Origin of the sequence: Flavobacterium sp. xlx-214 (genome assembly GCF_013874595.1) — a bacterium.
Lineage (GTDB): Bacteria > Bacteroidota > Bacteroidia > Flavobacteriales > Flavobacteriaceae > Flavobacterium.
The window spans coordinates 2,566,569-2,580,636 of sequence record NZ_CP059431.1 but is presented as its reverse complement, the minus strand read 5'-3'; the positions used below and the strand labels follow the sequence as shown (position 1 = coordinate 2,580,636).

Below are 14,068 nucleotides of genomic sequence, written 5' to 3'. Positions count from 1 at the left end.
TAAGCCTTGATGCTTAACATTCTAAATGGTACTATAAACCAAAGAGGAAAATAGGACTAATGCTCAGTATAAACCTACTGTTTAAGAGTCGAACTAGTTCTCCTATTCCCTCTGGTTGTTCAGATTTATTTTCTTTGTTACTACTTAAAGTTATTGAATACAAATCTAATAGCGAAGTCGAAGCCCAGTTCAATGATTCAGCACATACATATTGAACATAGAACATTTCCTTTTTATAGTTTCTTTAAAAGCTATATCTTTGAAAAAAAGTTTTAAACTCAATGAAACAGATTATTCTTATTACCGGCGGAGCCGGATTCATCGGTTCTCACGTAGTACGTGAATTTGTAACCAAGTATCCAGAGTATACCATTGTAAACTTAGATGCCTTAACATACGCAGGTAATTTAGAGAATTTGAAAGATATCGATCAATTGCCTAATTACATTTTTGAAAAGGTTGATATATGCGATGCTTCAGCTGTTTTAGAAGTGTTTAGAAAACACCAACCAACGGGTGTTATTCATTTAGCGGCAGAGTCGCATGTAGATCGTTCTATTGCTGATCCTTCGGCTTTTGTTATGACAAACGTTATTGGTACCGTTAATTTATTAAATGCGGCTCGTGAAATTTGGAAAGATACTTTTGAAGGCAAACGTTTCCATCATGTATCTACCGATGAAGTTTTTGGAGCATTAAGCAGCGAAGGTTTCTTTACTGAAGAAACAAGCTATGATCCACATTCGCCTTATTCAGCGTCTAAAGCGGCTTCTGATCATTTTGTACGTGCTTATCATGATACCTATGGTTTGCCTATTGTGTTAACCAATTGCTCTAACAACTACGGTCCTAATCATTTTCCTGAAAAATTAATTCCGCTTTGTATTCATAATATTATTAATAACAAACCACTGCCTATTTATGGTGATGGTAAATACACCCGCGATTGGTTGTTTGTAATTGATCATGCCAAAGCAATCGATTTGGTGTTCCATCAAGGTAAAAACGGAGATTCTTACAATGTAGGCGGTTTTAACGAATGGCAAAACATTGACCTTGTAAAAGAACTATGCAAACAAATGGATGCAAAGTTAGGTCGTGAAGTTGGTACATCAGCGCAATTAATCACCTTTGTAAAAGACCGTCCAGGGCATGATTTACGTTATGCTATTGATGCTAATAAAGTAAATAAAGAATTAGGTTGGTACCCAAGTGTTACCTTTGAACAAGGTTTAGCAAAAACGATTGATTGGTTTATGGACAACCAAGAATGGTTAAATAATGTAACTTCAGGTGATTATCAGAAATATTACGATACACAATATAAATAATAAATGACTGCTACAGAAACCCATATAAAAGGATGTTTCATCGTAGAACCACGCAAGTTTGAAGATGAAAGAGGTTATTTCTTTGAAAGTTTTAATGAAAAAACATTTAATGATTTAACGCAAACCAATACCCATTTTGTACAAGACAATCAAAGTTATTCTAAAAAAGGAGTAATTCGCGGATTGCATGCTCAAGGAGGAGAACATGCGCAGGCAAAATTAGTTCGAGTACTAAAAGGAGAAGTAATTGACGTTGCAGTAGATGCACGTCCAGGTTCACCTACATTTGGTCAACACGTTGCCATTCATTTAACAGCAGAAAACAACAAGCAATTATTTGTACCAAGAGGCTTTTTACATGGTTTTTCGGTATTAAGTGATGAAGCAGTGTTTTTCTATAAATGCGATAACTTTTATAACAAAGAATCAGAACAAGGAATATTGTACAATTCACCTGACTTAAATATCGATTGGGGAATTTCAGTAGGAATAGAAATCGTGTCAGAAAAAGACATTGTTCTACCAACATTTAACGAGTTTTTTAATGTAAAATTGTAAACTGTTTATTCATTGAATCGTTTATTTGAAAGATAGTGATAACATCATCACTTGTGGATAAAATCTAACTGAACAGAGTTAGACAACCAATTTAATTATCTGATTTTAAGTTTTATAACACAACTTTAACCATATCACCTTTAAAATGAAAATACTAATCACAGGACGTTACGGTCAATTAGGATCCGAATTACACGATTTACAAGCCAACTATCCGCAATACCAAATAGTATTTGTAGATAGAGAAGAAATGGATTTAAGTAATGCAGATCAAATTATCGAAGTTTTAGATAAAGAGCAACCAAACGTAATTGTTAGCGCAGGTGCGTATACAGCTGTTGATAAAGCAGAAAGCGATCAACAATTATGCGACGCTATTAATCACCTTGCTGTTAAAACAATCGGTGATTGGGCTGCAAAAAACAAGGTGAAAGTTGTTCATATCTCAACCGATTATGTGTTTGATGGAAACAGTGAAACACCATTGAAAGAAACCGACACTCCGGACCCTATTAATGTGTACGGTTTAACAAAATTAAAAGGCGAAGAAGCGTTACAAACTTCAGGAGCTGTGTATGTAATCATTCGTACAGCTTGGGTATACTCTACTTACGGAGCCAACTTTGTAAAAACCATGATGCGTTTAATGAACGAACGTGAAGAATTAGGCGTTGTAGCGGATCAGATAGGTACACCTACGTATGCTCGTGATTTAGCACAAGCTATTATGGATGTAATCAGCGCACAAAATTTTGTTCAAGGAATTTACCATTACAGCAATGAAGGTAAAATATCTTGGTATGATTTTGCAGTAGCTATTAAAGAAATAAACGGCTATACCACCAAAATGAATGCTATTGCTAGTGATGCTTTCCCAACACCAGCAAAAAGACCAAATTTTTCGTTATTAGATAAAACCAAAATAAAAGATACATACAGCGTACAAGTACCCAATTGGCGTACTAGTTTAGAAGAAATGATTGCGAAAATATAAAACAAAAAACGCTTACTACTAGTAAGTGTTTTTTGTTTGTATTAAATAATTATTCAGCTTACTTAACACAGCAACACATCAACATAGAATCTACAACATAATAGCCATTCTGCCTCTGTCACATTGCACTTGATGCGATGTCCCACAAGCAGCTTAAAAAAATCAAGATTTTAGAATCAAATTAAACTATTTAGGTGTATTTCCAGTTTAACGATTCAACGATTCATCGAATCACCAGTTCCACAAATCACCATAGAACCTACAACATAATAGCCATTCAGCCTCTGTCACATTGCACTTGATACGATGTCCCACAAGTAGCTAAAAGAAAATCAAGAATCTAGAATCAAATTAAACTATTTAGGTGCATTTTCAGTTTAACGAATCAACGATTCACCAAATAGACAGTTTCCCCATTTGGGGCTAGGGGGCTTATTACTAAATTGTAAATTTTCCATCCCAAATTTGTTTGTTAAATAAAAATGAGTACATTTACTGCTCGTTTTGTTAATACTATGTTAGACTCATTAATCACATCTAAAACCCGTATCAAACTGTTAGTTAAGTTTTTTGTAACTTCTGCTAATACAGGTCATTTGCGTGGTTTAGCAACCGAGTTTAACGAATCAACAAATGCCATTCGTAAAGAATTAAATCATTTGTCAGAGGCAGGGTATTTAGATAAAAAAGAAGTAAGTAATAAAATTGCGTACAATGCCAATGTAAAACACCCAATGTTTAAGTTACTACAACAAGTAGTACATAAATACTTAGGATTAGATACCATTGTAGATCAAATTTTAGGACGAATGGGTGAGGTTGAGGTAATTGAATTAATTGGCGATTACGCAAAAGGAGTAGACAGCGGTATAATTGAAATTAACATTATTGGGAATGATATTAATACAGAATACACAGATAGTATTGTTCCTAAAATAAAAGAGATTGTGCAACGTAATGTACAATTTTATTATAATCAGTCGTTATCTCAAGAGGGTATTGTACTGTATGGAGGGTAAAGCGCTTTGTAGCATCGAGCCTTTTGTCATATCGAGCCTGTTGAGATATCTAAAAGCCAGTAGCCAAAAGCTATTAGCCAATAACCAAAAGCCAAAAATACATGAACCTTGAAATAAAATCATTTATAGAAACCTTAAACCAAACACAATGTAAAGAAAACATTGAGTTTCGTTCGCGTTTTCAAAAAAAATGGTTAAAATACCAAGAGAAAAAGTGTGATAAAATAGCGCAAGAATTATTAAAATTAATGCATTCGTATCAGGAGTTTAAAAATAAAGGAGGTAAAACTCTTACAGAAAAACAAAAAATTAGTTAATAAAGTATTATTACTTTGTTACATCGTTACTTATTAAGTAGTTCTTTTTAGGAACTTCGTCACTAGGTCACTTAAAAAATAGACTATGAAAATTGGAATTACATTCAGTGCATTCGATTTATTGCATGCAGGACATATAAAAATGTTGGAAGCTGCAAAACGTCAATGCGATTATTTAATTGTTGGGTTACAAACTGATCCTACATTAGATCGTCCAGAAAAAAACCAACCCATACAAACAGTTGTTGAAAGATACATACAATTAAAAGCCTGTATAATGGTCGATGAAATTGTACCTTATGCAACAGAGCAAGATTTAGAAGATATTTTACGATCTTTTAAAATAGATGTGCGTATATTAGGTGAAGAATACAAAGAAAAAAACTTTACAGGTCGTACATATTGTGAAGAAAAAGGTATTGAATTGTATTATAACAGTAGAGATCATCGTTTTTCAAGCTCAGGTTTACGTAAAATAGTAGTAGAAAAAGAAAATACAAAGTAGCCCTTTGTCATATTGAGCCTTCTGTCATATCGAGCTTGTCGAGATATCTAAAAGGCATCAGCTAAAAGCCGTCAGTTTGAGCTTGCGGGAAATGAGCTTGTTCGAAGTATCGAGAACAATAAAAATAATTAAAAGTCAGTTTCTTATTTCCCCTTTGGGGACTAAGGGGCTTAACAATAAAGAAAATATGAAAGGAATAATCTTAGCCGGTGGGTCAGGTACCCGTTTACATCCTTTAACATTAGCAGTAAGTAAGCAGTTAATGCCTGTTTATGATAAGCCCATGATATATTATCCGCTTTCAACTTTAATGTTAGCGGGTATTAATGAGATTCTAATCATTTCAACACCACACGATTTACCTCATTTTAAAAAGTTGTTAGGAGACGGGGCTCAAATCGGTTGTCGTTTTGAATATGCAGAACAACCAGAACCTAATGGTTTAGCCCAAGCTTTTGTAATAGGTGAACAATTTATTGGTAATGATAAAGTAGCCTTAGTATTAGGTGATAATATTTTTTATGGTAGTGGGATGAGTAAATTGTTGCAAAATTGTACAAAAGAAGAAGGTGGAGTAGTATTTGCTTATCCTGTACATGATCCAGAAAGATATGGTGTGGTAGAATTTGATGAAAACAATAATGTATTGTCAATTGAAGAAAAACCTGCACAACCAAAATCAAACTACGCGGTACCAGGTTTGTATTTTTATGACAATTCAGTGGTTGAAATTGCTAAAAATATTCAACCATCTGCTCGTGGCGAGTACGAAATTACCGATATAAACAAAGAATACTTAAAACAAGGCAAATTACGCGTAGGTGTTTTTGATCGTGGCACAGCTTGGTTAGATACAGGTACGTTTGCATCACTAATGCAAGCAGGACAGTTTGTTCAGGTTATTGAAGAGCGTCAAGGCATGAAAATTGGATCTATTGAAGAAGTGGCGTACCGTATGGGGTACATTAATAAAGAACAATTAATGAAAGTAGCTGAACCTTTGAAAAAGAGCGGTTATGGAGAATATTTAATGAAATTAAGATAGCCTTGAAAGGATTAACTGTTTTTAAGAATTTAGCTTCAATAGGTATTGTTCAAATTGTAAACTATATTTTTCCACTTATAACTATTCCGTATGTTTCAAGGATATTAGGACCTGAAGGTTTAGGGACTGTAAATTATATTGCTGCTTTTGTAGGCTATTTTTCTTTAATAATTGCATACGGATTTGATTTGTCTGCAACAAGAAAAATTGCTGTTAATGTTGACAACTCTGAAGAAATTAACAGGATTTTTTCAAAAGTGTTATTTGCACGTTTTTATTTGTTAATAATATCAATTGTTTTTTTTATCATAGCAATAACAAGTTTTGAACGACTTCAAAGTCATTTATATTTATGTTTGGTAGTTTTTTTTACTCCTTTATCACTTTTTATTTCTCCTCAATTCCTTTATCAAGGATTCGAGAATTTTAAAATATTAAGCTTAATGAATGTTGTGAAAGGAACGTTATCAACAATAGCAATTTTTTTATTAATTAGTGGGAAAGAGGATTATATTATATATGCATTAATATCTAATTTTTTAACATTTTTAGTTTCATTGTTTTTATTTATTTACGCTTTTAGGAGGTTCAACTTAAAAGTATACTATTGTAAAATAAATGAAGTATTTAAGATGCTATATGAAGAAAGGTTTATCTTCTTTTCAACAGTAGTATTCAATCTTTATACTTCAACTAATATTATTATTATTGGTTTTTATGAAGCACCAAAGATTATAGGGTATTACACTGTGGCATTAGGGTTTATAAATATTATTCAAAATGTGTTGAATATTCCATTATCTACTGTTTTATATCCTTTTTTAAGCAAAGCATTTTCTGAATCAACTGAAACCGGTCTTGCCAAATTAAGAAAAATTTTTCCATTTGTTTTTTATGTAACAGTAGTAGGAGGGCTACTTTTGTTTATACTTGCTCCATTTCTAACAAAGATAATTTACGGAGATCAGTTTTTAAATTCAATTATTAGCATTCAAATTTTATGTTTTTTACCATTAATATCTACTATTAGTAGTTTATTTGGTGTCCTTACAATGCTAAATTTGAAAATGGATAGACAGTTTTCAATTATTACACTCTCTGCAGCTGTAATTAGCATCATTTTGAATTTTATATTAGGATATTACTTTAGTTATATTGGAACAACTGTAAGTTATTTAATTACAGAACTTTTTGTGATGTTAGGGCTTTTTTATGTTTTAAAACTTAAAGATGTTTCTATAATTGAGTTAAGTTATTTTAAACCTTCAAAAATGGTATTATTATTAAAAGATTTTAAAAATTAGCATGATTACAATTGTTATTACATATTATAATTTAAAATATTTTAGAGAAACTTTACAGTCTCTGGCTAATCAGACTAATAAAGAATTTAAGGTTTTTGTGGGAAATGACAAAAGTCCTGAAGATCCATTAGAAATTATTAATGATTTTGAAGGAAAACTTGATTTAACATATATAAAGTTTGATGATAATTTGGGTGGTAAAGACCTAACTAAGCAATGGGTTAGATGTTTAGGTTATGTTAGTACAGATTGGTTTTTAATATTAGGTGATGACGATTTATTATCTGAAAATGCTATAGAAGAGTTTTATAAAACACTAAAAATAGCTCCTAGTTTTAATGTTTATAGATATTCAATAAAAAGGATAAATGATTATGGTAATCCAACTACTGACATTATAACCTATGTAGATGAAGAAAAATCTACTAATTTTTTTGTAAAAAAGGCAAGTCAAAAAGTATTAAGTAGTTTAGGAGAATATGTTTTTAACACAAAAAAAATTAAAGATATAGGTATAGATTCTTATCCAAAAGCTTTCTATTCTGATGATATGATGGTTTTGAAAGCTTCAGATTTTGGACCAGTGAAAAATATAAGTAAGGGTGTTGCTCTTATTAGGGTTTCTGACTATAGTTTTAGTGGAAACATTAAAAATGCAGTTTTTTTAAACGAAGCAGGAATAATTTTTTATGAAGACTTAATTTTTAAATATGCATTTAGATTTGAACAAAATGATTTGAAGGAATTCTATCCTTATTTTATACGATCATATTTTAAAAACGAAAAATTCGTGAGTAATAAACTATTACTGAAGCTGTTTTTAAAGCGTCAATTCTTTCTTTTTTTTTTCGAATATCTTTTAAAAATAATTAAAAGAAAGCCATAATGAATTATTTAAATGTTTTAGTAACTATAGTTGTACCTGTTTATAATTCGGAAAGTTTTCTAGAAGAATGTGTTGAATCTATATTAAATCAAACATATGAGAATTTTGAATTAATCATCATTAATGATGGAAGTACTGATTCTTCATTGTCAATTTGCAAAAAGTATGAGCAACAAGACAAACGTATTACACTCTTCAATGTTCCAAATGGAGGTGTTAGTAAAGCTAGAAACCTAGGTATTCGTAACGCAAAAGGAGAATGGATATGTTTTATTGACAGTGATGATTGGGTAAGTGAGAATTTTATTTATAATTTTTTTTTAGAAAGCCCCTCTGAAGATTGTTTAGTTGTTCAAGAAATTAATAAGTTTCATAAAGGAAATGCTATTTCTAAAAAATCATATACTTATGAAAGATTTGCAATTTCAAACTTTAACGATTTACTATTAAACAATTCTGTTTTAGCAAATGGATATACAGTTGCTAAACTTTATAATAAAAGTATTATAAATAAATATGAAATTCATTTTAATGAAAATTTAATTTTTGCAGAAGATTTAGTTTTTTATCTAACATACCTTAAAAATATTAAGTACATTCATTTTTTAAAAGTTGCTAATTACTTCTATAGGATCCATAATGAATCTGCTAGTTTTAAGACTTTTAAATTTGAAGATATTGTATTAAGTTTTTTACAAGTAAAGGATAGATTGAGTAAATTAATCAGTAAAGAATATTGGTTAAGTAATAATGAAATTGAAAAAAGTATAAGTATGTTTTTTGTATTATCTCTTTATTCTATTTATGATGTTAAAAAAATGAAGATTGAAAAGAATAAAAGAATTGAATTTCTATCATTTATAAATGACAAAGATGATTTACTCCTTTTAAGAAACACAGTAAATAAATATGATCTTGGTAGAAAATATATTATAAGATTATTTAATCAGAATAAATTAAATAGACTTGATAATTTTCTTCTTTACTATGTTAAATTTGATCAAATTTTCTTAAGTAAATTAAAAAAGTTTTTTTTAAAACCGTAGTAAGCCTATAAATATGTATTATATAATTTTTGTATTTCTTGTCTTTTTTTTGCTTCTAGATTTATTTTTTTTAGAGAAAAAGAAAGTCTTGTTGGGGAGTGTTATTAGCTTTTTTATTTTAACACTATTTGCTGGATTGCGTATTCATGTTGGTTATGATTATGATAACTACTATGAGATGTTTTCGCTTATAAAAATGGGTGAAGATATTTTTGTTGAACCACTTTTTTATTACTTTATAAAATTTATTCAATTATTAAAATTAGATTATCTCTCTTTTATTTTTTTAATCGCATTTTTATCCATCGGCTTAAAATATAAATTTTTAATAAAATATTCTGTTTTTCCTTCTCTGTCTATATTAGTGTACTACTCGCGTATATATCTTAATACAGATTTTGGACAAATTAGACAAGGATTAGCTTTAGGTATTGTTTTGTTTAGTTATCCTTATATTCTCAATCGTAAGTTTTATAAGTATACATTAATTGTATTATTAGCTGCTTTAATACATGCTGCTGCTGGTTTATTTTTTCCTATTTATTTTTTAGCAAATAAAAAAATTAAAAAGAAAGTTATTTTAACAACCATTTTTGTTGCTTTATTAATAGCCACAGTAGATTTAAAGGATTTACTGTTACAAATTTTTGAAACAATTTTACCTGCAGGTTTGGCTTTTAAATTATTTTACTATTCTTCTACAGAAGAAAGTCTTGGGATTACATTTTCTGTAATTTTACGATTGCTAATTATTTTATTTACAATTGCATTTTACTGGAAGACAATAGAAGAAGATGAAAAATTTAGAGTAGTTTTTAACATATATTATATTGGCTATTTGTTCTATTTAATTTTTAATTCATTACCTCAATTAGGAGGAAGAGGTAGTATTTATTTTCAACAATTTGAACTTTTATTATTACCATTTTTATATGTTTATAATAAAAATAAAGCAGTAAAACCATTATTTATTGCCTTTTTAATATTCTATTCAATTTGGGGAGTAATAACCATTTTAAAATCCGTTTCTTACCAAACTCCTTATTATTTTGAGCCGTATGAAACTGTTCTTAAATTATTTTAATTATGAAATTATTATATTTAATTCCTTCATTAAGTAACCCTGGGGGCATGGAACGTGTATTAACCGAAAAGATTAATTATTTGGTTGACGTTTACGGTTTTGATATTACTATTATGACAACCGATCAAATGGGGGCGCCAGTTTATTTTGATCTTCATAAAAAAGTTAAAATTATTCATTTAGATCTTGATTTTAATAGTCATTTTGGTAAAAACATATTAAGAAAGCTTATCGCTACTAAAGGATTATTGAAAAAATACAGATCTATTTTAGAAACATTTTTAAAATCTCAAAAGGTAAATGTATGTATATCGTTAGGAGGTAAAGAGCTAGAGTTTTTATACAAAATTAACACGGATACAAAAATAATATGTGAACTGCATTTTGGTCAAAGTATAAGAGAACAATTTCTAACAGCTCGTTCAAATAATATACTTTTAAGAAACCTAGGGGTTTATAGAACTAAACAATTAATAAAACAGACTCAAAAGTTAGATAAACTAGTAGTTCTAACAAAAGCTGATAAAGAAGTTTGGGAAAAAACAAATAATAATGTTGAACATATATATAATTTTGTTACTTCTCAATCAGATAAAGTATCAAGTTTGGAACCAAAAAGAGTTATTGCAATAGGTAGATTAGATGCACAAAAGGGATTCGATTTATTGATAGACGCATGGGAGTTGATAGGTAAAGAAAATGAGACTTGGAAGTTAGATATCTATGGTAAAGGAGAATGGCAAGATCTTTTAAATGATAAAATAAAAAACAAGAAACTTGAGGAACAAGTTTTTTTAAAAGGAGTTACAAAAAATGTTGAGCAAGAACTTCTAGCTAGTTCAATATTTGTTCTATCGTCAAGGTATGAAGGCTTTGCAATGGTATTACTTGAAAGTATTTCATATGGCTTACCTATTGTAGCTTTTGATTGTAAAACCGGACCTTCAGAAATAATAAATGATAATGATTGTGGAATTTTAGTGCCAGCTGAAAATATAGAAAAATTGGCAGAAGGTATTAATGCTTTAATTCGTAATGAAGAAATAAGAAAGCAAAAGGGATTGGTTGCAAAACAAAAATCTGAGTTTTTTTCTAAAGAGAAAATTATGCAGCAGTGGTACGAATTAATAAAGTCGCTGGTATGAAAATCATAATAGATCATTCAAATTTAATTGTTGGTGGAGGAATTCAAGTAGGAACTTCATTTCTCTATGATTTACTTAAATTAAATTTATCAAACAGTTATTATGTAATTCAATCTCCAAATAGTAGTACCGCTATTAATAAGCAAGATTTTCCTGATAATTTTGTTTTCATTGATATGAGTGAAGCTATTAATAGTTCTATTTATAAAAGAAATAAAGAGGTAAAGAGAATTGAGAATAAAATTGTACCGGATGTTATTTTTACAACATTTGGACCATCTTATCATAAAAGTAAATTTCCAAAAATTGTGGGATTTGCTATTCCTTATTTAATTTATCCTGATTCTCCTTTTTTCGATAAAATTAGTTTTGTGGAAAAATTAAAGTATAAGTTTTTAGGACTAATTAAAAAGAGAAATTTTTTAAGAAATTCTGATGCTCTTATTTTTGAAACAGAAGATGCACGTTCTATTTTTATGAAATCAAGTCGTAAGTCTTTAAGATCTTTTACCGTTAGCAATACAATTAATGAGATTTTTTTGGATAAAAGTAGATGGCTTTCTTTTCAACTACCGGTAACTGAAAAAAATAATTTTAAGATTTTATGCTTATCTGCTAATTACTTGCATAAAAATCTTTCAATTATCCCGGAAGTAATTGATTTTTTGAAGCAACAATATAATTTCTATAATTTTAAGTTTTATATTTCTTTGGATGAAGAGAGCCTGAAGTTTGATAAAAAATATAATGAAAATATAGAATATTTAGGAAAAATTGATTTGAATAAGATTCCTAATTTATATGAAAAAATGGATATGGTCTTTATTCCAACCTTATTGGAGGTGTTTTCAGCAACTTATTTAGAAGCAATGTTTATGAGAAAGCCCATAGTGGCTTCTAATATGTCATTTGCCAAAGATATTTGCAATAATGCAGCTTTATATTGTGAGCCTCTAAGTCCTCAAAGTTATGCGAAAGCAATTTTTCAAGTGAAGAATGAAAGAGAACTTAGAGAAGAACTTATTAACAATGGGTTAAACAACTATAAGCGTTATGGAAGTAGTTTAGATAGAACTTTAAAATATTTAGAAATAATTACTCAAATATCAACCGATAATGAAACAAGTTCTTAAATATATATTATTGTTTTTTTTTGTAACCTTTAATAGTTGCGCTCAAAACACAATATTTATTAATAATGGTAATACCGATTATACTATTTACTATGTAGATAGCAATGATAAAAATAATGCTAAAATAGTGCAAAAGTACATTAAGGATGTATCAGGGGCATTATTAACATTGAAACAGTTGCCAAAAGCAACTGTTCAAAAAGGATTGATAATTGGTAAAACGGATAAAGTGAAAATTTATCTACCTGTATCAAATCCTATTGCCAATACACTCTATATTAAAAATCATAATAGAAATATAATAATAACTTCTACTGATGATAAAGGAGTTACATATGCAGTTTATACTTTTATTGAAGAGGTTTTAGGATGTAGAAATTTCTATGAAGGAGGAAAATTCATACCGTCTAAGAAAATTATAGAAATACCATCAAATTATTCAATTGTTCAAACCCCTGCTTTTGATCATAGACAGTATTGGTATTTTGGGAGTTTTGTTCCGTCTCAAGAATATTTAGATTGGCACAAACTACATAACTATCATACAGATAAAGAATGGGGTATGTATATGGTACATAACTTAGATCAATTAGTTCCGGATAACTTAATAAACTCTAAACCCAATTTTTTTTCTTTGACAGGACAAGGACGTTCAATAAATCAGTTAAATTTTTCTGACAATAATCTACAACAATTTTTAATAGAAAGAGTAGCCGATTATTTCAAGAAAAATCCAAATGAAAAAGTACTGGCGCTCAACCCTAAAGATAATGAAGATTATTGTTTATGTGAAACATGTAAAAAAATATATGAAAAAGAAGGAAGTAAAATGGGTACATTATTAATAATGGTAAATAAAGTAGCATTACAGTTTCCTAATAAACAATTCGTAGTACAAGCTTTTAAATCAAATAGAACTCCACCTAAGAATATAATACCTTTAAAAAATGTTAAGATAGTTGTTTCAGATATTGAAGTTACTAGGCTTTATGATATAAGAAGTTCAAATAACCCTCGTGTAAAATTATTTCGTCAAGATTTAGATAATTGGTTAAAAAAAACGGATCAAGTTATTGTATGGGATTATATTAATTGGTTTGAAAATAGTTTTATACCATTTCCTAACTTTGCTAATATGGCATCCAATGCAAAGTATTTTGCAGAAAAAAGAGTAAAAGGAGTTTTTTGGGAAGGAGATGGAGGATTACCTTCATTTCAACATAAATTAAGAGGATATATAGCAGCAAAGCTGCTTTGGAATCCTAAAACTAATGTAGAAGCACTTACACAGGAATTTCTTAACTATTACTATGAAGGAGCTGCACCTATTATGAGAAAGTATCTTGATGAAATGGAAAACGCTATAAAAATGTCAAATATTGATATTGAAACGGGAAATAGCTCTTTTTATGATGATGCTTCAAAAGTTTATTTATCTAAAAAACAAATAGTAAATTATTATAAGCTTTTAAACAAAGCAAAAGCTAATGTAAAGACAAACCAAGAAATTATAAATAGAATAGAGCTCGATGAAATGGGGTTATTAATCTACGAAATTGAGTTAGAAAAAAGAAACAAAAAAATAGCAAAAGAAAAAATAGAAAACCTTGAAAAAATGTTTAAAAAACATAATATAGAAAAGTATAATTATTATTTAGAATATTCTAATAACTATATTAAAAGTCTAAAATCTAATTAAAG

At 29.1% G+C, this 14,068-nt stretch carries 14 protein-coding genes; all 14 read left to right on the top strand.

What is annotated here, in order from left to right; translation table 11 throughout:
• Positions 1–281: 281 nt before the first annotated feature.
• Positions 282–1,331, top strand: coding sequence for a dTDP-glucose 4,6-dehydratase (rfbB, locus tag H1R17_RS12075; RefSeq protein WP_163433150.1), 1,050 nt, complete (start codon positions 282–284; stop codon positions 1,329–1,331).
• Positions 1,332–1,334: 3 nt separating this feature from the next.
• Positions 1,335–1,889 carry a dTDP-4-dehydrorhamnose 3,5-epimerase gene (gene rfbC, locus H1R17_RS12070; protein ID WP_163433151.1) on the top strand — a complete coding sequence of 185 codons (555 nt, stop codon included), beginning with the start codon at positions 1,335–1,337 and terminating at the stop codon, positions 1,887–1,889.
• Between the two features lie 145 nt (positions 1,890–2,034).
• Complete coding sequence (gene rfbD, locus H1R17_RS12065) at positions 2,035–2,883, top strand: dTDP-4-dehydrorhamnose reductase (protein ID WP_181729227.1); 849 nt, start codon at positions 2,035–2,037, stop codon at positions 2,881–2,883.
• Positions 2,884–3,365: 482 nt separating this feature from the next.
• A complete protein-coding gene (locus tag H1R17_RS12060; RefSeq protein ID WP_240453373.1) occupies positions 3,366–3,902 on the top strand; it encodes an ArsR family transcriptional regulator in 537 nt (178 codons plus the stop codon).
• 101 nt (positions 3,903–4,003) lie between these two features.
• Complete coding sequence (locus H1R17_RS12055; protein WP_163433047.1) at positions 4,004–4,219, top strand: hypothetical protein; 216 nt, start codon at positions 4,004–4,006, stop codon at positions 4,217–4,219.
• Positions 4,220–4,304: 85 nt separating this feature from the next.
• Positions 4,305–4,724, top strand: a complete 420-nt coding sequence (locus tag H1R17_RS12050) for an adenylyltransferase/cytidyltransferase family protein (RefSeq protein WP_163433048.1) — start codon at positions 4,305–4,307, stop codon at positions 4,722–4,724.
• 187 nt (positions 4,725–4,911) lie between these two features.
• The gene (gene rfbA, locus H1R17_RS12045) at positions 4,912–5,769 is read left to right on the top strand and encodes a glucose-1-phosphate thymidylyltransferase RfbA (RefSeq protein ID WP_163433049.1); all 858 of its coding nucleotides are present in this window, start codon (positions 4,912–4,914) and stop codon (positions 5,767–5,769) included.
• 2 nt (positions 5,770–5,771) lie between these two features.
• On the top strand, positions 5,772–7,073 hold the full coding sequence (locus H1R17_RS12040; RefSeq protein WP_163433050.1) for a flippase: 1,302 nt from the start codon (positions 5,772–5,774) through the stop codon (positions 7,071–7,073).
• Position 7,074: 1 nt separating this feature from the next.
• Positions 7,075–7,959, top strand: coding sequence for a glycosyltransferase family 2 protein (locus H1R17_RS12035; protein ID WP_163433051.1), 885 nt, complete (start codon positions 7,075–7,077; stop codon positions 7,957–7,959).
• Positions 7,959–9,005: a glycosyltransferase family 2 protein gene (locus H1R17_RS12030; protein WP_163433052.1), complete on the top strand. Its 1,047-nt coding sequence runs from the start codon at positions 7,959–7,961 to the stop codon at positions 9,003–9,005. Before H1R17_RS12035 ends, H1R17_RS12030 begins: the two co-directional genes overlap by 1 nt.
• 13 nt (positions 9,006–9,018) lie before the next feature.
• Positions 9,019–10,089 carry an EpsG family protein gene (locus H1R17_RS12025; RefSeq protein ID WP_163433053.1) on the top strand — a complete coding sequence of 357 codons (1,071 nt, stop codon included), beginning with the start codon at positions 9,019–9,021 and terminating at the stop codon, positions 10,087–10,089.
• Positions 10,090–10,091: 2 nt separating this feature from the next.
• A complete protein-coding gene (locus tag H1R17_RS12020; RefSeq protein ID WP_163433054.1) occupies positions 10,092–11,234 on the top strand; it encodes a glycosyltransferase family 4 protein in 1,143 nt (380 codons plus the stop codon).
• The gene (locus H1R17_RS12015) at positions 11,231–12,367 is read left to right on the top strand and encodes a glycosyltransferase (protein WP_163433055.1); all 1,137 of its coding nucleotides are present in this window, start codon (positions 11,231–11,233) and stop codon (positions 12,365–12,367) included. The genes H1R17_RS12020 and H1R17_RS12015 overlap by 4 nt, the downstream gene beginning before the upstream one ends.
• Positions 12,351–14,066, top strand: coding sequence for a DUF4838 domain-containing protein (locus tag H1R17_RS12010; protein WP_163433056.1), 1,716 nt, complete (start codon positions 12,351–12,353; stop codon positions 14,064–14,066). Before H1R17_RS12015 ends, H1R17_RS12010 begins: the two co-directional genes overlap by 17 nt.
• Positions 14,067–14,068: the final 2 nt, after the last annotated feature.